At 66.3% G+C, this 17,655-nt stretch carries 16 protein-coding genes; 10 read left to right on the top strand and 6 right to left on the bottom strand.

All coding sequences use genetic code 11. From position 1 onward, the window contains the following. Position 1 precedes the first annotated feature (1 nt). Positions 2–1,330, bottom strand: a complete 1,329-nt coding sequence (locus tag MF609_RS12405) for an MFS transporter (protein WP_242416633.1) — start codon at positions 1,328–1,330, stop codon at positions 2–4. Positions 1,331–1,461: 131 nt separating this feature from the next. On the opposite strand from MF609_RS12405, the gene cyoA reads away from it, so the two are divergent. The 10 genes from cyoA (at position 1,462) to MF609_RS12355 (ending at position 11,025) form a co-directional block, all read left to right on the top strand. Then, positions 1,462–2,607, top strand: coding sequence for a ubiquinol oxidase subunit II (gene cyoA / locus MF609_RS12400; protein WP_242416632.1), 1,146 nt, complete (start codon positions 1,462–1,464; stop codon positions 2,605–2,607). A 10-nt stretch (positions 2,608–2,617) separates the two neighbouring features. Next, on the top strand, positions 2,618–4,618 hold the full coding sequence (gene cyoB / locus MF609_RS12395) for a cytochrome o ubiquinol oxidase subunit I (protein WP_242416631.1): 2,001 nt from the start codon (positions 2,618–2,620) through the stop codon (positions 4,616–4,618). 3 nt (positions 4,619–4,621) lie between these two features. Next, the gene (cyoC, locus tag MF609_RS12390; protein WP_242416630.1) at positions 4,622–5,251 is read left to right on the top strand and encodes a cytochrome o ubiquinol oxidase subunit III; all 630 of its coding nucleotides are present in this window, start codon (positions 4,622–4,624) and stop codon (positions 5,249–5,251) included. Further along, positions 5,251–5,652: a cytochrome o ubiquinol oxidase subunit IV gene (gene cyoD / locus MF609_RS12385; RefSeq protein WP_242416629.1), complete on the top strand. Its 402-nt coding sequence runs from the start codon at positions 5,251–5,253 to the stop codon at positions 5,650–5,652. Before cyoC ends, cyoD begins: the two co-directional genes overlap by 1 nt. Before the next feature lie 14 nt (positions 5,653–5,666). Next, positions 5,667–6,362, top strand: a complete 696-nt coding sequence (locus MF609_RS12380) for an SURF1 family protein (protein ID WP_242416844.1) — start codon at positions 5,667–5,669, stop codon at positions 6,360–6,362. A 10-nt stretch (positions 6,363–6,372) separates the two neighbouring features. Further along, on the top strand, positions 6,373–7,674 hold the full coding sequence (locus MF609_RS12375; protein ID WP_242416628.1) for an ATP-binding protein: 1,302 nt from the start codon (positions 6,373–6,375) through the stop codon (positions 7,672–7,674). After that, positions 7,671–8,201, top strand: coding sequence for a response regulator transcription factor (locus tag MF609_RS12370; RefSeq protein ID WP_242416627.1), 531 nt, complete (start codon positions 7,671–7,673; stop codon positions 8,199–8,201). Before MF609_RS12375 ends, MF609_RS12370 begins: the two co-directional genes overlap by 4 nt. 118 nt (positions 8,202–8,319) lie before the next feature. Continuing rightward, a complete protein-coding gene (locus MF609_RS12365; RefSeq protein ID WP_242416626.1) occupies positions 8,320–9,819 on the top strand; it encodes a L,D-transpeptidase family protein in 1,500 nt (499 codons plus the stop codon). Between the two features lie 11 nt (positions 9,820–9,830). Beyond that, positions 9,831–10,211 carry a hypothetical protein gene (locus MF609_RS12360; protein ID WP_242416625.1) on the top strand — a complete coding sequence of 127 codons (381 nt, stop codon included), beginning with the start codon at positions 9,831–9,833 and terminating at the stop codon, positions 10,209–10,211. Between the two features lie 334 nt (positions 10,212–10,545). Next, a complete protein-coding gene (locus MF609_RS12355; protein WP_242416624.1) occupies positions 10,546–11,025 on the top strand; it encodes a DUF6869 domain-containing protein in 480 nt (159 codons plus the stop codon). Positions 11,026–11,053: 28 nt separating this feature from the next. Here the strand turns inward: MF609_RS12355 and MF609_RS12350 are convergent, their stop codons facing one another. From MF609_RS12350 to MF609_RS12330, 5 genes are all read right to left on the bottom strand, one after another. Next, entirely contained in the window at positions 11,054–11,212 is a 159-nt protein-coding gene (locus MF609_RS12350) for a hypothetical protein (protein WP_242416623.1), read from the bottom strand. A gap of 192 nt (positions 11,213–11,404) precedes the next feature. Continuing rightward, entirely contained in the window at positions 11,405–11,671 is a 267-nt protein-coding gene (locus MF609_RS12345) for a hypothetical protein (protein ID WP_242416622.1), read from the bottom strand. Between the two features lie 105 nt (positions 11,672–11,776). Then, a complete protein-coding gene (locus tag MF609_RS12340) occupies positions 11,777–13,240 on the bottom strand; it encodes an efflux transporter outer membrane subunit (protein ID WP_419723083.1) in 1,464 nt (487 codons plus the stop codon). 2 nt (positions 13,241–13,242) lie between these two features. Continuing rightward, on the bottom strand, positions 13,243–16,446 hold the full coding sequence (locus MF609_RS12335; RefSeq protein ID WP_242416620.1) for an efflux RND transporter permease subunit: 3,204 nt from the start codon (positions 16,444–16,446) through the stop codon (positions 13,243–13,245). Between the two features lie 6 nt (positions 16,447–16,452). Then, on the bottom strand, positions 16,453–17,646 hold the full coding sequence (locus MF609_RS12330) for an efflux RND transporter periplasmic adaptor subunit (RefSeq protein WP_242416619.1): 1,194 nt from the start codon (positions 17,644–17,646) through the stop codon (positions 16,453–16,455). Positions 17,647–17,655 lie beyond the last annotated feature (9 nt).

The raw sequence follows: 17,655 nt of genomic DNA, 5'->3' as shown, positions 1-17,655 counted from the left end.
ATCAATCGAGTCGGCGTGCCAGTTCCTTGTTCAGCGCCAGCGCCGCCAGCGTACCGACCGCCCCCGACAACAGGTAGAGGCCCGACGCGATCAGCCCGAGCTTGCCCGCCAGCGCCAGCGCGACCAGCGGCGCAAAGCCTGCCCCGAACAGCCACGCCAGATCGGACGTCAGCGCCGCGCCGGTATAGCGCGAATCCTTGGCGAAGTTCGACGCCACGGTACCCGACGACTGGCCGAACGACAGGCCGAGCAGGATGAAGCCGGTGATCATGAACGCGATCTCACCCGCATCGCCACCGTTCAGCAGCAGCGGCGCGAGGCCCGAGAACAGCGCGATGGCGACCGCGCCGAAGCCCAACAGCGTGCGACGCCCGACATGGTCTGCCAACACGCCCGAGATGACGATCGCGAAGATGAAGAAGATCGCGCAGGCCGTCTCGATCCACAGGAAACGGGCGATTTCCTGTTCTGTGAACAGGAAGATCCACGACAGCGGGAACACGGTGACCATGTGGAACAGCGCGAAGCTGGCCAGCGGCACCAGCGCACCGATCGCGATCGTCTTCCATTCGCGGCCGACGGTGGGCAGCACTGGCGATGCCTTCAGCTCGCGATTCTCGAACAGGGCGGTATATTCCGGCGTCACGACGATGCGCAGCCGGGCGAACAATGCCACGACGTTCAGCGCGAACGCGACGAAGAATGGATAGCGCCAGCCCCAGCTGATGAAGTCCTCGGCACTCATATAGGCGGTGAAGAAGGCGAACAGCGCGCTCGCCACCATCAGCCCGAGCGGCGCGCCGAGCTGCGGAATCATCGCATACCAGCCACGCCGGTCCTGCGGCACGTTCAGCGCCAGCAGCGAGGCGAGGCCGTCCCATGCCCCGCCCAGCGCGATGCCCTGCAGGACCCGCAGCGCCGCCAGCAGGATCGCCGACCAGGCACCGACCTGCGCATATCCGGGCAGGAAGCCCATCGCGACGGTCGCGGTGCCCAGCAGGAACAGCGCGATGGTCAGCTTCGTCCCCCGCCCGTGACGACGGTCGATCCACATGAACAGCAGCGTGCCCAGCGGCCGCGCGAAGAACGCCAGCGGAAACAGCGCGAAGGAATAGAGCGTGCCGGTCAGGCGATCGACATAGGGGAACATCAGCTGCGGGAACACGATCACGGACGCGATCGCGTACACGAAGAAGTCGAAGAATTCCGACGTGCGTCCGATGATGACGCCGATGGCGATCTCCTCGGACTGGACGTTCACCTCGCCCGACGAATTGACGGCGCGGGCATCGCCCTCAAGCTCGCCGGAATGAACGAAGGCCTCGGCCATAGGGACTCCAGATATGGTGCGCTGCACGCGCAGATAGGCAGACTATGCGCCCGTTATCGCAATGCACCAAACGCGGGGATAGGACAAAATGTCCTATCGCAGTGCAGCATCGCACGGCATAGGTCGCGCCCATGATCCTGCCCCGCTCGCTCCCGTGGCACCGGCCACTGCGTTCGCTCCTCCCGCTCGCGGCATTGCCGCTGCTCGGCGGCTGCGACCTGGTCGTGCTCAATCCCGCCGGCGACGTCGCGCGCCAACAGGCCGACGTCCTGATGATCTCGGTCGGCCTGATGCTGCTCATCATCATTCCGGTGATGGTACTGATCGTCTGGTTCGCGTGGAAATACCGCGCGACCAACGAAAAGGCGACGTACAAGCCGAACTGGGACCATTCGACCGCGCTCGAACTGGTCATCTGGTCCGGTCCGCTGCTGATCGTCATCGCGCTGGGCGCTCTGACGTGGATCAGCACCCACCTGCTCGATCCCTATCGCCCGATCGGGCAGATTTCGTCGGGCAAGCCAGTGCCGGAAGACCAGAAGCCGCTGGAAATCCAGGTCGTCTCGCTCGACTGGAAATGGCTGTTCATCTACCCCGAACAGGGGATCGCGACGGTCAACCGCCTCGTCCTGCCCGTCGATCGCCAGGTACGGTTCCGCCTGTCGTCGTCGTCGGTGATGAACACCTTCTACGTGCCCGCGATGGCCGGCATGATCTACACGATGCCGGGCATGGAGACGAAGCTCCACGCCGTGCTGAACAAGCCGGGCACGTTCGAGGGCATGTCGGCGCACTATAGCGGCGCCGGCTTCTCCTACATGAACTTCAAGACGACCAGCACCGATGCGGCCGGCTTCGACAAGTTCGTCGCGGGGGTGAAGGCGATGCCGAACCGGCTCGACACCGCGCGCTATCTCGAACTGGAAAAGCCCAGCGAGAAGGTGCCGCCGATGGGCTTTGGCGGGGTCGAACAGGGCCTGTTCACCCGTATCGTCCAGATGTGCGTCAAGCCCGGCACGCCGTGCATGACCGAGAGCATGGGCCATGGCGGCCATGGTTCGGCGGTCAACAGCCGATTGCCCGAAGGGGAGCGTACCAAGGGCGCGCTGGAAAAGGCACCATCGGAATATGGTGTCAGCCCGCACAGCAGCGGCGACGCACCGCAAGGGTCGTCCGCCGCCCCCGGCGCGGCCGATCCGGGCAACGACGCCAACCGTAACATGACCCGCATCGCGCCGCCCGCGATTCCGGGCCGCACCGCTCCGGCACTTGGCTGAGAACGAGATCATGTCCGATACCCTTACCAAGCTGATCTTCGGGCGCCTGACGCTCGAGAGCTTCCCGATCCACGAACCGATCATCGTCATGACCTTCATCGCGGTCGCCATCGGCGGCGCGGCGGTGCTGGCGGCGCTGACCTATTTCAAACTGTGGGGCTATCTCTGGAAAGAATGGTTCACCACGGTCGATCACAAGCGGATCGGGATCATGTACATGATCCTCGGCATCGTCATGTTGCTGCGCGGCTTCGCCGACGCGGTGATGATGCGCAGCCAGCAGGCGATCGCCTTCGGCCAGAACGAGGGCTTCCTGAACGCCCATCACTATGACCAGGTGTTCACCGCCCACGGCGTCATCATGATCTTCTTCGTGGCGATGCCGCTGGTCACGGGCCTGATGAACTACATCGTCCCGCTCCAGATCGGCGCGCGCGACGTGTCGTTCCCATTCCTGAACAATTTCAGCTTCTGGATGACCGCGTCGGGCGTCGTGATCGTCATGGCCAGCCTGTTCGTCGGTGAGTTCGCCCGCACCGGGTGGCTGGCGTTCGCGCCGCTGTCGGGCCTCGATTATTCGCCCGATGTCGGCGTCGACTATTATATTTGGGCGCTCCAGCTGGCGGGCGTCGGGACATTGTTGTCGGGCGTCAACCTGATCGCGACCATCGTCAAGATGCGCGCGCCGGGCATGGGCCTGATGAAGATGCCGATCTTCACCTGGTCGGCGCTGGTCACCAACATCCTGATCGTCGCCGCCTTCCCGGTGCTGACCGCCGTGCTCGCGCTGCTGTCGCTCGACCGCTATGTCGGCACGAACTTCTTCACGAACACGCTCGGCGGCAACCCGATGATGTACGTGAACATGATCTGGATCTGGGGCCACCCGGAAGTCTACATCCTGATCCTGCCGGCGTTCGGCGTGTTCTCGGAAATCGTGTCGACCTTCTCGGGCAAGCGGCTGTTCGGCTATACGTCGATGGTCTACGCGCTGCTGGTCATCACCATCCTGTCGTACCTGGTGTGGCTGCACCACTTCTTCACCATGGGGTCGGGCGCGAGCGTCAACTCGTTCTTCGGCATCACCACGATGATCATCTCGATCCCGACGGGCGCGAAGATTTTCAACTGGCTGTTCACCATGTATCGCGGCCGTATCCGTTTCGAGCTGCCGATGATGTGGGCGATCGCCTTCATGCTGACCTTCACCATCGGCGGCATGACCGGCGTGCTGCTCGCCGTGCCGCCCGCCGACTTCGTGCTGCACAACTCGCTGTTCCTCGTCGCCCACTTCCACAACGTCATCATCGGCGGCGTGGTGTTCGGGATGTTCGCGGGCATCAACTACTGGTTCCCCAAGGCGTTCGGCTTCAAGCTGGACAAGAAGTGGGGCCTGGTCAGCTTCTGGTGCTGGTTCGTCGGCTTCTGGGTCGCCTTCACCCCGCTCTATGTGCTGGGCCTGATGGGCATCACCCGGCGTCTCCGCCACTTCGACGATCCGAGCCTGCAGATCTGGTTCGTCATCGCCGCGGTGGGTGCCGCGATCATCGCGGTCGGCATCGCCGCCTTCCTGGTGCAGATTGCCGTCAGCATCATGAACCGCGACAAGCTGCGCGACTTTACCGGCGATCCGTGGAACGGCCGCAGCCTCGAATGGGCGACCTCGTCTCCGCCGCCGGACTATAACTTCGCGTTCACCCCCGTCGTCCACGACATGGACGCATGGTACGACATGAAGGAGCACAAGTACGCACGCCCGGTGGACGGCTTCACCGCCATCCACATGCCCAGCAACACCTGGGCGGGGATCGTGCTGGCGGGCCTGTCGACGGTCTTCGGTCTGGCGATGGTCTGGTACATCTGGTGGCTGGCGGCACTGTCGTTCGTCGCGGTGATCGGCGTCGCGATCTTCCACACCTTCAACTACAAGCGGGACTTCCACATTCCGGTCGAGGAAGTCATCGAGACGGAGCGGCAGCGTACTGCCGACCTCCAGGCCGCGGGGGCGTAAAACATGGGTTCTTCGGTACAAGTCCCCGCAGGCGCATCGGGTCGCGCCTATCACCTGGCGGAGGAGCATGAGCATGAAGCCGGGTCGAGCACCATGCTCGGCTTCTGGCTCTACCTGATGAGCGACTGCCTCATCTTCGCCATGCTCTTCGCCGCCTATGGCGTCTATTCGGGCAGCACCGCGGGTGGCCCGGATGCCAAGGAGCTGTTCGACCTGCCGCTGGTCGCGCTGAACACCGCGATGCTGCTGTTCTCGTCGATCACCTATGGCTTCGCGATGATCGCCGCCGAACAGGGCAAGAAGGGCGCGACGCTGCGCTGGCTCGCCATCACCGGCGTGTTCGGCCTGTGCTTCCTCGGCATCGAACTGTACGAGTTCAGCCACCTGATCCACGAAGGCGCCGGGCCGCAGCGCAGCGCGTTCCTGTCCAGCTTCTTCACACTGGTCGGCACCCACGGGCTGCACGTCACCTTCGGCTCGATCTGGCTGGTCACGCTGATGGTGCAGGTCGCGAAATACGGCCTCGGTGCCGCCAACATGCGCCGGCTGATGTGCCTGTCGCTGTTCTGGCACTTCCTCGACGTCATCTGGATCGGCGTCTTCACCTTCGTCTATCTGCTGGGAGTCCTCTAATGGCCGGCCATGCCCATCACGACGCGCACGGCCACGATCATGGCCACGGCCATGGCGGTCACGGCGACGCGCCTGCGCACGGATCGCGCAAGGAATATATCATCGGCTTCCTGCTGTCGGTGCTGCTGACCGCCATTCCGTTCGGGCTGGTGATGTCGGGGGCGATCGCCGATGCGCGGATCACCGCCGCCATCGTGATGATCTGCGCGGTCGTGCAGATCGTCGTGCACATGATCTACTTCCTCCACATGAACACCAAGTCCGAGAATGGCTGGACGCTGATGGCGCTGATCTTCACGGTCGTGCTGGTCGGGATCACCATCGCCGGGTCGCTGTGGGTCATGTACCATATGAACGTGAACATGATGCCCCAGATGTCCGGGGACATGAGCGCGATGTGACCCAGCCCCGGTCGATGGCGGGCCGGTCGATCCGACGCATCCTGATCGGGACCCTGATCGGATGCGTCATCGCCGGCCTGATCGGGCTGGGCGTGTGGCAGTTGCAGCGGCGGGTGTGGAAGCTGGACCTGATCCAGCGCACCGAGGCCATGCTGCGCTCCCCGCCCGTCCCCGCCCCGCCGCCCGCAAGTTGGGCCGCGATTACGAAGGACGAGGTCTATCGTCCCGTCGTCGTCACCGGGCGCTACCGCCCCGACGCCGATACCTATACCCAGGCAGCGACCACTCTGGGCGGCGGCTTCTGGGTCCTGACTCCGCTCGACACCGGGCGCTTTACCCTGCTGGTCAATCGCGGGTTCGTACCGCCGGACCGGCGCGGGAAGGTAGCTCCGCCCACCGGCACCGTGACCGTGCGCGGCCTGCTGCGGATCACCGAACCCGGCGGCGGCTTCCTGCGCAGCAACGTCCCCGCCGAGGATCGCTGGTATTCGCGCGACGTCGCGGCGATCGCGGCGAAGCGCGGGCTGACCGACGTCGCCCCCTATTTCGTCGATGCCGTCGCCGACCCGAAGGTCGCATGGCCGCGCGGCGGGCTGACCGTCGTCACCTTCCGCAACAACCACCTCGTCTATGCGCTGACATGGTTCGGCCTCGCCTTGCTGCTGGGCGGCATGACATGGTGGGTCGCACGGCGCGAACCACGGGCGTAACATGCGCCCGATGCAGCCCGCCCCCCCTTCCCCGACTCCGCAGCCGCCGCCGTCGGCCTATGGTGCGGGTCGCAACATGCTGCTGCTGGTGCAGCTGCGCTGGCTGGCGGTCGGCGGGCAGCTCGGCACGATCCTGGTGGTCGACGGGCTGCTCGGCATCCGCCTTCCACTCGTCCCGATGGCGAGCGTGCTGGCGGCGCTGGTGCTGCTCAACCTCGTCACCCTCGCCCGCCGCTCGCGGTGGAGCGATACCAATTTGCCGTTGTTCGCCGCGCTGGTCCTCGACGTCGCGGCGCTGACGGCGCAGCTGTACCTGTCGGGCGGTGCGCGCAATCCGTTCGTTTCGCTCTATCTGCTGCAGGTCGTGATCGGTGCGATCCTGCTCGACGTGTGGTCCAGCTGGGCGCTGGTCGCGATTACCGGCGGGGCGTTCGCGCTGCTCGGACCGTTCCACCGTCCGCTCGACCTGCCGCCCGCCTATTCCAGCAGCCTGTCTGAAGCCTATCTGATCGGCAACTGGATCAATTTCGTGCTGGCCGCGACATTGCTGGTCGCGTTCGTCACGCGCATCGCCGCCAACCTGCGCGACCGCGATACCAAGGTGGCGCAACTCCACCAGCGCGCGGTGGAGGAGGAGCATATCGTCCGCATGGGCCTGCTCGCCAGCGGCGCGGCCCATGAGCTTGGCACGCCGCTCTCGTCCATTTCGGTGCTGCTCGGCGACTGGAAGAACGAGCCGGCGATCCGCCGCGATCCCCGCTTCGTGGCCGAGGTCGACGACATGCGCGCCGAAGTGATGCGCTGCAAGGAGATCGTGTCGGGCATCCTGTTCGCCGCGGGCGAGGTGACCGGCGAGGCCCCGACCCGCACGACGCTGCGCACCTTCCTGACCGACACGCTCACCCGCTGGCGCGGCAACGATCCGACGCGGGCCGTGTTCGAGGACCGGCTGGGTCCAGACATTCCCATCGTCGCCGATCGGGCGCTGGCGCAGGCGCTGACCAACCTGCTCGACAATGCCATCGAGGCCGGCGGGCGGGAGATCGCGCTGCTGGCGCTCCGCGACGGGGCGATGCTGCGCCTGACCGTCCGCGATGACGGGAACGGGTTCAGCGACCGCATTCTCTCGCAGCTCGGCAAGCCCTATAATACCAGCAAGGACCGGCAGGGTGCCGGCCTCGGCCTCTATCTCGCCACCAACGTCCTGCGCCCGCTGGGCGGCACGATCGAGGCACTGAACCGCGACAGCGGCGGGGCGGAGACGACCCTGATCCTGCCGATCGATTCGCTGGCGCTGGAGAAGACGCGATGACCGAGCGCCGATTGCTGATCGTCGAGGACGATGCGACCTTTGCCCGCACCCTGTGCCGGTCGTTCGAACGGCGCGGCTATGTGGTCGAGGTGACCGGCGGCCCCGACCGGCTGGAAGAACTGGCGCGCGACTTCGCGCCGGACCATGCGGTGGTCGACCTGCGTCTGGGCGGCGCGTCGGGGCTTGCCTGCGTATCGGTATTGTCCGCGATCGACCCGGCGATGCGGATCGTGGTGCTGACCGGCTTCGCCAGCATCGCGACGGCGGTGGAGGCGATCAAGCTCGGCGCGACCAACTATCTGACCAAGCCCGCCAATACCGACGAAATCGAGGCCGCCTTCGCCCGGGTCGAGGGGAATGCGGACGCCGACCTGACGGCCGCGCCGACGTCGATCAAGACGCTGGAATGGGAACATATCCACCAGACACTGGCCGATACCGGTTTCAACATCTCGGAGGCCGCCCGTCGCCTCGGGATGCACCGCCGGACGCTGGCGCGTAAGCTCGACAAGCGCCATCTTTCTTGATCGGCAGGGGTTCGAAACGACCCCGCCCCTGTGGTAGCATGACGCCAAAGGGGAACGGTTCATCGTGCGGCAGGTTCGAATGCACTACAGCCTGCGTGCCGCACCGGAAGAGTATAGGATGAAGACGATTATCGACCATCGCCCTCGTTTCGCCCATTTGGCCCGCCGTGCGCTGCTGGCCGGGATCGCGCTGACCGGCGCGACCGGTGCCGTGGCGCAGGTCACGCCGCCGCCGGTCGTGCCGACCCTGCCGACGACCGCGCCGATGGTGCAGCCGGTGCCGGCCGCCGCCCCGCTGCCGACGCTGACCGCCGCGCAGGAGAGCGAACTGGCCCGACTGCTGGCGCGCGATGCCGTGGCGCAGGGGCTGAAGGATCGCGAGCCGTCGCTTAGCGGGCTGACCGGCCCCGCGCTGGTCCGTGCCGCGCTCGACCATGCCCATGCGGTGCGCGCCGGCCGGCTGGACAATGGCGATTTCCAGAAGGACTGGGCGATGCGCCCGCAGGCATTCGACCCGCTGCCCTCGTTCCGCGATGCCGTGGCGAAGGACAAGCTTGCGGCATGGATCGCGTCGCTGCCGCCGCCCTATGCCGGTTATGATACGCTGGTCGCCGGCTTGGCGCGCTATCGCAAGATCCAGGCGAATGGCGGTTGGCCGACGATCGGTGCCGGGTCCGAAATGCGGCTTGGCGGACGCGGGCCGCAGGTCGCGGCGCTGCGCAAGCGGCTGGCGATCGAGGACCCCGAGCTGTCGCCGACCGGCGACACGTTCGACCAGGCGCTGCTGGATGCCGTCCGCCGCGCCCAGCGCCGCTACGGCCTGAACCCCGCCGGACAGGTCGGCGCGCAGACCGTCGCGTCGCTGAACGTGCCGGTCGGCGAGCGGGTGAAGCAGATCAAGGCGAATATGGAGCGGTGGCGCTGGCTGCCGACCGAGCTGGAAAAGAACCGCATCCAGGTCAACATCGCCGCCGCCGTGCTGACCGTGTTCGACGGGGACCAGCCCGTAACGTCGATGAAGGCGGTGACCGGGCGGCCGGGCGACGAGACGCCGATGCTGACCTCGACGATCCATTCCATCGTGCTCAACCCGCCATGGAACGTGCCGTCGTCGATCGCCGAGAAGGAATTGTGGCCAAAGGAGCGGGCGAACCCCGGCTATCTGAAGCGCAACGGATTCCGCGTGATCGAGACGGAGGGCGGCGGCCGTCGCCTGCAACAGGCGTCGGAAAACAGCGCGCTCGGCCGGTTCAAGTTCGATTTCGACAATCCGTTCGCGGTCTATCTGCACGACACGCCGGCGCAGGCCGGGTTCGCCAAGTTCGACCGGTTGGCCAGCCATGGCTGCGTCCGTCTCGAAAAGCCCGAGGACCTGGCGCGGCTGCTGTTGCGGACCACGCCCGAATGGCCGGATACGCAGATCGACGCGACGCTTGCATCGGGCAAGACGGTGCGCGCGAAGGTCGCCGATCCGGTGAAGGTGTATCTCCTCTACTGGACCGCCTTCGCCACGCCCAACGGCACGATGAGCTTCCGCGAGGATCCGTATAAATGGGACGGTGTGCTGGCGAACAAGATCGCCGCGCGCGCCGAAGCCAGCCAGATGGCGGCACGATAAAGGGAATGACGATGAAGAACGGATGGCGCGTGGCGCTGCTGGCCGGCAGCGGCCTGTTGCTGGCAACCGGTGTGGCGGGATGCTCGGACAAGGCACCCGAGGATGCGCCGATCGAAAACAGCGCGTTCGACGAGGAAGCTCCGCCGCCCACCCCGCTGCCCGAGGAGAATTTCGAGGCCGCACCGCCGGTGACCGAAAACCTGTCGGCGGCCGCCCCGGCCGAAGCCCTGCCCCCGCCCCCGCCGGTCGAACCCGACCAGCAAGTGCTGGATGACGCATCGGCCACCGGCATGACCTCGCGCTCGACTCGCGGACAGACCAGCAGCGACGACGATGCGCCGGTCGACGATACGATGGTGAACCAGCAGGATGCCGACGCCCCCAACGGCTGAGGCCCGATCGACGGTCAACGGCCATTGCCGTCGTCATTCCCGCGGAGGCGGGAATCCATAACCGCTGACGTCTCGGTCGGTTTCTAGACACCGGCGCATATGGACTCCCGCCTGCGCGGGAGTGACGAGGGGTGTGAAGCGGTTGTGAAGGCAGCTGAATGTCGGTTGGCCCTGGACCGGATCGATGCCCGCCCCCTGTGGCAGCAAGACTGCTTACGGGCTGATCCCCCGCTGCGACCCGCGGGTCGCCCCTCCGGCGAACGCGACGTTGAGCACCGATTGCGAAAGCGCCAGTTCCGTTGACGTGGCTGCGCAATGAGCCATAGCCGGCAACATGGCGCACAAAGGTTGTTCGGACGAACTGGACCGGGCGGTTGCCCGACCCGATGTCGAACAGCTTTGTCGGCATCTGGACGCGTATGCCGAATGGCATCGACAGGGTAGTGGCCACTGGTCGGACGACACTCATGCAGCGTTCGGCGACATCTGTGTCTGCTCCGACGACGATCCCGAAAAGGCGCTGGCCTATGTCGTTCTCGGCGCCGCGCGGTCCGACGATTCAGGCTTTCTCGCGGCTCTTGGCTGTGGACCGCTCAAGAATATCCTTCGGAACCCCTCGCCGGAACTGCTCGACCGGATCGTGGCGGAGGCGAGGAAATCGGCTAGGTTCCGTTGGTTGCTCAGCTGCCCGTTCCGGATCGCCATCGCACCATCGGCATGGGACGCGACCGCGCGCTTTCGCATTACCGGTCCCCATGTGGAACCCGCCGCCGATCACCTCCCGCCGCGACGATCCGGTGCAACATCGGATTAGTGACGAACCAGCCGGCCGATTGCCCTGCTCAGGCCGCCTGCTGCGCACCCTCCACCGGCACCACCGGCGCATAGGCACGCTCGAGATACAAATTGGCCAGCTCGTAATGTGCGCTGACCACCTGTTCGTGGTCGGCCCGCTGCGCCAGTTCCAGCTGCTGTTCTGCACGACGTACCAGGTAGGACATTTCGTCGGGAGCAATCGAAGACACGACAACCTCTCAAGGACGTTTAAGCCGTCCGTTTATGATACCCGCCCGGCAGGACCGGGCCTGCAGATAACGCAGGACGGCTGCCGGGGATGCGTGTCGTCGTAAATTCTGACGCCGTGATGACACCGCCGGGCGCAATATCCGGTGCGTCCAACGGCGTCCAATCCATCACATACGACGGTGTTTCCCGCCATAGCGTCCGCCGATGTAGAGGCCCAGACGCTGCATCTCGCTGGCGGCGGCGATTGCCGCTTCGCTCTGGCAGGGCAGCGGGTCATGGTCGCGGTCGGCAGCACGGCTGGCGACCTTGGCGGCCAGTTCCTCGATATCCGCGCGCGACAGCAGGTTCTTTTCCCGCAGCAGACAGAGCAGGCTCTGCAGGATCACCATGCTCTTTTCGCCAGCGGCATCGTCGCACCGGTCGGTCGAGTTCATCGTTCCTCTCCTTATGTTATACAGGAGAGCATATGCCGATCCCGCCCGGACGCAAGGGGGATGCATCCGGCCGGGACGGCACGCTGGATGATGGGCCGATCGCGGTTAGTTCAGCCCGCCCCCCAGCGTCCGGTACAAGGTGACCAGATTGGTCGCGCGCGCCAGCCGGGTCTGCACCAGCGCCTGCCGCGCCGTGTAGCTGGTCCGCTGCGCATCCAGCGTATTCAGGAACGAGTCGATCCCCGCACGATAGCGCGCGTCGGACAGACGCTGCGCGGTCGCCGCGGCCTGCGCCTTGGCGGTCTGTGCCGACAGCTGTTCGTCGATCGTTCCGCGCGTCGCCAGCGCGTCGGCCACTTCCTTGAACGCGGTCTGCAACGTGCCTTCATAGGTGGCGACCGCGGCCAGCTGCTGGGCGCGCGCGACCTCGACATTGCCGCGCCGCTGGCCGCCGTCGAACAAGGGCAGCGCCACGCCAGGCGAGACCGAGAAGTTCTGCGTGCCCGACCCGAACAGGCCGCCCAGTGCCGTGCTGATCGTGCCCAGCGTCGCGGTCAGCGAGATCGTGGGGAACAGCGCCGCGCGCGCCGCGCCGATATTGGCGTTGGCGGCATAGAGGCGGCGTTCGGCCTGCAACACGTCGGGCCGGCGCAGCAGCACCGTCGACGATACGCCGGTCGGCAGGTTCGACAGGATCGGGTCGCGATCGCCCAGCTCGCTCGGCAGTTGCGCCGCTGGCACCGTCGTGCCCGCCAACAGGTTGATCGCATTCTGGTCCTGCGCGATCTGCGCGGTCAGGGCGGCGATGTCGTTGCGCGCCTGCTGATAGCTGGTTTCCGCCTGCTGCACCTCCAGTTCGGAGATGACGCCGACCCGGAACTGCGCACGGGTCAGCTCCAGCGTCCGGCCGAAGCTGGTCAGCGTCTCGCGCGACAGGCGCAGCTGGTCCTGATCCGCCGCCATCGTCAGCCATGCGCTCGCGACTTCACCGACCAGCGCGATGCGGGCGGCCCGCTGCGCCTCTTCGGTCGCGAAATATTCCTGCAGCGCCGCCTGGCTGAGGTTGCGGACGCGGCCGAACAGGTCGAGTTCGAAGGCGGAGAAGCCGACCGACGCCTGATAGATTTCGAGGTTGCCGCTCTGCGCCGGCACCCCGCCCGCGCCGCCGGCACCCCCGGCCCCGCCAGCACCGCCCAGTGCGCCGAACGGATTGTTGGTGAAGGTGACGCCGCCATTGGCCGCCGTCGTCGGCACCTGGCTGGCGCGGGTCACGCGGTACTGCGCGCGGGCGGCCAGCACATTGGCCGCCGTCACCCGGTAATCGCGATTATTCTCCAGCGCGGTCGCGATCACCGCCTGCAACCGCGGATCGACGAAGAAGTCGCGATATCCAATCCGGGTCACATCGACCTGTTCGGCTCCCAGCACCGGATACGGCCCGCCCTGCGGCAGGGTCGCGGGGATCGCCCCCTCCGGCCGCACATTCTTGGGCGCGAGGTTGCATCCGGCCAGCGCCGTGGTGGCGACGAGGAGGGTCAGGCTACGCAGCGTCATGGCGTTCTTGCTCATGGTCATGCTCCCTGCGGCAGGGGTTCGCCGCCTTCAGTGGAGCGATTGTCGTCGTTCCGGTCATCGTCGCGCATGTCGGCCGGGCTGTTCTTGCCGCCATGCCCGAACAGGCGCAGCACGACGACGAAGAACATCGGTACGAAGAAGATCGCGAGGATCGTCGCCGACAACATGCCGCCGACCACCGCACGACCGATCGCGTTCTGACCACCGGCACCCGCGCCGGTGCTGATCGCCAGCGGCAACACACCGAACACGAAGGCGAGCGAGGTCATCAGGATCGGGCGCAGTCGCAGCCGCGCCGCCTCCACCGCCGCATCGACGGCGTTCATTCCGTCCGCCATCCGCTCCTCGGCGAATTCCACGATCAGGATCGCGTTCTTCGCCGACACGCCGATGGTCGTGATGAGGCCGACCTGCAGATAGATGTCGTTGTTCAGCCCCGTCAGCCACGCCGCCAGCAGCGCGCCGAGGATGCCCAGCGGCACGACCAGCAGTACCGAAATCGGCACCGACCAGCTTTCGTACAGCGCCGCCAGGCACAGGAACACGATCAGCAGCGACAGGCCGTACAGCGCCGGTGCCTGCCCGCCCGACAGCCGTTCCTCGAACGACAGCCCGGTCCATTCCAGCGCGGTGCCCGGCGGCAGCTTGGCATGGATTTCCTCCATCGCCTCCATCGCCGCACCGGTGCTCAGCCCCGGTCCGGGCGCGCCCTGCAGCTGCATCGCCGACTGCCCGTTATAGCGGGTCAGCGAGACCGGCGCATTGGCCCATTCCAGCGTCGAGAAGGCGGTGAACGGCACCATCTGTCCGGTCGCATTGCGGACATACAGGTCGCCGATATCCTCGGGCGCGAGGCGATAGGGGGCGTCGGCCTGGATATAGACGCGCTTCACGCGACCGCGATCGATGAAGTCGTTGATATAGCCGCCGCCCCATGCGGTCGCGATGGTCGAGTTGACGTCGGCCAGATCGAGGCCGAGCGCGCGCGCCTTGTCCTCGTCGATCTTGACCTTCAGCTGCGGCGCGTCCTCCAGGCTGAGCGGGCGGACCTGCGCTACGCGCGGGTCCTGTGCCGCCATGCCCAGCATCATGTTGCGCGCCTGCACCAGCCGTTCGTGGCCGATGCCGCCGGTATCGACCAGCTGCACGTCGAAGCCGGTGGCATTGCCCAGCTCCTGCACCGCAGGCGGGACCAGCGCGAAGATCAGGCCGTCCTTATACTGACTGAACGCACCCATCGCCCGGCCGACGATCGCCTGCGCCTTGTTCTCGGCGCCGCCGCGTTCCTCCCATGGCTTCAGGTTGACGAAGACCAGGCCGGCATTCTGCCCCTGCCCCGCAAAGCTGAAGCCGTTGATGGTGAACACGCCGGCGACGTTGGCCGATTCCTGCTTCAGGAAATGGTCGCGGACCAGGTTCAGGCCCTTTTCGGTCCGACCGCTCGTCGCACCCGCCGGACCCTGCACCAGCGCCAGCACCGTGCCCTGATCCTCGTCGGGCAGGAAGCCCGAGGGGAGGCGCGTGAACACGACCACCATGCCCGCGACGATCAGCAGATAGACGAGCATCGACCGCTTCCAGCTGCGCGTAGTGCGACGCACCCCGCGCTCATATTTCAGCTGGCTGCGCTCGAACCGGTCGTTGAACCAGCGGAAGAAGCGCGCGAGCGGGCCGTTGCCCTGCTCATGCTTGTGCGGATCATGGGGTTTGAGGATCGTGGCGCATAGCGCCGGCGTCAGGATCAGCGCGACCAGCACCGACAACACCATCGCCGAGACGATCGTGATCGAGAACTGGCGATAGATGACGCCGGTCGACCCGCCGAAGAACGCCATCGGCAGGAACACCGCCGACAGGACGAGGCCGATACCCACCAGCGCGCTGGTGATCTCGTCCATCGACTTGCGCGCCGCTTCCTTCGGCGACAGCCCCTCGGTCTGGATCAGGCGTTCGACGTTTTCGACCACGACGATCGCGTCGTCGACCAGCAACCCGATCGCCAGCACCATGCCGAACAGGGTCAGCGTGTTGATGGTGAAGCCCGCGACCGCCATCACCGCGAAGGTGCCGAGCAGCACCACCGGCACCGCAATGGTCGGGATGATCGTCGCCCGCCAGTTCTGGAGGAACAGGAACATGACGAGGAAGACGAGGACCACCGCCTCGATCAGCGTATGGATGACCTGTTCGACCGACAGGCGAACGAACGGGGTCGTGTCATAGGGGTAGATGACCTTGACGTCGGCGGGCAGGCCGCGTCCGATCTCTTGGGCGCGCTGCTTGACCAGTTCCACCGTGTCGAGCGCATTGGCACCGGCGGCAAGCCGCACGCCGAAGCCCGATGCGGGCTTGCCGTTATACTGCACGTCGAAGCCGTAATTCTCGGCACCCAGCTCGACCCGCGCGACATCGCCCAGCCGGACGACCGCGCCATCGGCGTTGGTCTTCAGGCGGATATTGGCGAACTGCTCGGGCGTTTGCAGGCGCGACTGGACGCTGACCGTCGCGTTCAGCATCTGCTCCTTGGGCGCCGGCAGCGCGCCGATCTGTCCGGCGGAGACCTGCGCATTCTGCGCCTGCACCGCTGACGTCACATCGGCGACGGTAAGCTGGTAGCTGTTGAGCTTCGTCGGATCGAGCCAGATGCGCATCGCATATTGCGCGCCGAATACCTGCAGCTCACCCACACCGGAGACACGGCTGATCGGGTCCTGGAACTGCGACACGACCATGTCGGACAGGTCGTTGTTGCTGTGCGATCCGTCGGTCGACACGAGGCCGACGACCAGCAGGAAGCTGGCGGCGGACTTGGTGACCTGAATGCCCTGGCGCTGGACCTCCTGCGGCAGCAGCGGGGTCGCCGCCTGCAGCTTGTTCTGGACCTGCACCTGCGCGATGTCGGGATCGGTGCCCTGCTCGAAGGTGAGCGTGATCGTCACCGTCCCCGCCGAGGAGGACGAGGACGAGAAATAGCGGAGATTATCGATGCCCTTGAGCTGCTGCTCGATGATCTGGGTCGTCGTGCGCTCCAGCGTTTCGGCATCGGCACCCGGATAGACCGCGGTGATCGCGACCGCGGGCGGCGCGATTTCGGGGAACTGCGCGATGGGCAGGCTGCGGATCGCGATCGCGCCGGCCAGCATCATTACGACGGCGATGACCCATGCGAAGATGGGTCGGTCGATGAAATAGCGGGACATGGGTGCTTACTTCGCCTGAGCCTGGGGGCCGCCCGCCGGGGCGGCACCCTGCGGTGCCTGCCCCTCGGGCTGCGGCTTCCACGGATACCCCTTCACCGGGGTGCCCGGCTGGAGCATCTGCGCGCCTTCGACGACGATCTTGTCGCCGGGGTTCAGCCCGCCGGTCACCAGCCACTGGTCGCCCACGGTGCGCGACGTGGTCAGCGGACGCGGCGCCAGCTTGCCATCGGCACCGATCACCAGCACGGTCGCCGCCCCCTTCGGATCGCGGGTCACCGCACGCTGCGGCACGAGGATGCCGTTCGACTTCGTTCCCTCGACCAGTTCGGCGCGGACGTACATGCCCGGCAGCAACAGCCCGCGCGGGTTGGAGAAGACCGCGCGGATCGCCTGCGTTCCCGTCGCCGGATCGACCGTCACGTCGGTGAACTTCAGCGTCCCTTCGATCGGATAGGTGCTGCCATCCTCCAGCTTCAGCCGGACGCGCGCGGCGCCGCTGCCGCGCGACAGGTCGCCGTCCATGATCTGCTGGCGCAGCTTGAGCAGGTCGGCGCTTGACTGCTGAATGTCGACATAGATCGGGTCGAGCCGCTGGATCGTCGCCAGCGCATTGGTCTGCGCCGCCGATACCAGCGCGCCGGTGGTGAACACCGACCGGCCGATCCGGCCGGAGATCGGCGCACGGATGGTGGTGCGCGACAGGTCGATCTGCGCCTGTTGCAGCGCGGCGCGCTGGGCGGCGATATCCGCCTCCGCCTGCTGCGCGCCGGTCACCGCATTCTCATATTCCTGCCGGCTGATCGCGTTGATCTTGACCAGCTCGCCATAGCGGCGCGCTAGGTTGCGGGTCGAGGCGATTGACGCCTGCGCACGGGTCAGCGCCGCGCGCGCGCTGGCGACCGCCGCCTGATAGGGTGCGGGATCGATGCGGTAGAGCTGCTGGCCCTGGCGCACATAGTCGCCTTCCTGGAACAGCCGGGCAAGGATCAGCCCGTTGACCTGCGGCCGGACGTCCGACGTCTCATAGGGCGCGGTGCGGCCGGGCAGTTCGGTGGTCAGCGTCACCGGCTGCGGCTGGACGGTCACGAAACCGACCTGCGGTGGTCCCTGCGGCGCGCCCTGCTGCTGTTGCGATTCGCCACCGCCCCCGCAAGCCGAGAGAATGAGCGCCAGTGCCAATGGGGCCGTGCGATTTTTCATGAACGTCCT

The organism is Sphingomonas panni (genome assembly GCF_022664435.1).
In the GTDB taxonomy this organism is placed as follows: Bacteria; Pseudomonadota; Alphaproteobacteria; order Sphingomonadales; family Sphingomonadaceae; genus Sphingomonas; species Sphingomonas panni.
Note: the sequence above shows the minus strand (reverse complement) of the source record. Positions and strands in the feature narration are given on the sequence as shown.

Coding starts and splice junctions, on each gene's coding strand:
- MF609_RS12375 (WP_242416628.1), top strand. CDS start 6,373: ATGCAGCCCGCCCCCCCTTCCCCGACTCCGCAGCCGCCGCCGTCGGCC.
- MF609_RS12355 (WP_242416624.1), top strand. CDS start 10,546: ATGGCGCACAAAGGTTGTTCGGACGAACTGGACCGGGCGGTTGCCCGA.
- MF609_RS12330 (WP_242416619.1), bottom strand. CDS start 17,646: ATGAAAAATCGCACGGCCCCATTGGCACTGGCGCTCATTCTCTCGGCT.
- cyoC (WP_242416630.1), top strand. CDS start 4,622: ATGGGTTCTTCGGTACAAGTCCCCGCAGGCGCATCGGGTCGCGCCTAT.
- cyoB (WP_242416631.1), top strand. CDS start 2,618: ATGTCCGATACCCTTACCAAGCTGATCTTCGGGCGCCTGACGCTCGAG.
- cyoD (WP_242416629.1), top strand. CDS start 5,251: ATGGCCGGCCATGCCCATCACGACGCGCACGGCCACGATCATGGCCAC.
- MF609_RS12340 (WP_419723083.1), bottom strand. CDS start 13,240: ATGAGCAAGAACGCCATGACGCTGCGTAGCCTGACCCTCCTCGTCGCC.
- MF609_RS12365 (WP_242416626.1), top strand. CDS start 8,320: ATGAAGACGATTATCGACCATCGCCCTCGTTTCGCCCATTTGGCCCGC.
- MF609_RS12360 (WP_242416625.1), top strand. CDS start 9,831: ATGAAGAACGGATGGCGCGTGGCGCTGCTGGCCGGCAGCGGCCTGTTG.
- MF609_RS12350 (WP_242416623.1), bottom strand. CDS start 11,212: ATGTCCTACCTGGTACGTCGTGCAGAACAGCAGCTGGAACTGGCGCAG.
- MF609_RS12405 (WP_242416633.1), bottom strand. CDS start 1,330: ATGGCCGAGGCCTTCGTTCATTCCGGCGAGCTTGAGGGCGATGCCCGC.
- MF609_RS12345 (WP_242416622.1), bottom strand. CDS start 11,671: ATGAACTCGACCGACCGGTGCGACGATGCCGCTGGCGAAAAGAGCATG.
- MF609_RS12335 (WP_242416620.1), bottom strand. CDS start 16,446: ATGTCCCGCTATTTCATCGACCGACCCATCTTCGCATGGGTCATCGCC.
- MF609_RS12380 (WP_242416844.1), top strand. CDS start 5,667: ATGGCGGGCCGGTCGATCCGACGCATCCTGATCGGGACCCTGATCGGA.
- cyoA (WP_242416632.1), top strand. CDS start 1,462: ATGATCCTGCCCCGCTCGCTCCCGTGGCACCGGCCACTGCGTTCGCTC.
- MF609_RS12370 (WP_242416627.1), top strand. CDS start 7,671: ATGACCGAGCGCCGATTGCTGATCGTCGAGGACGATGCGACCTTTGCC.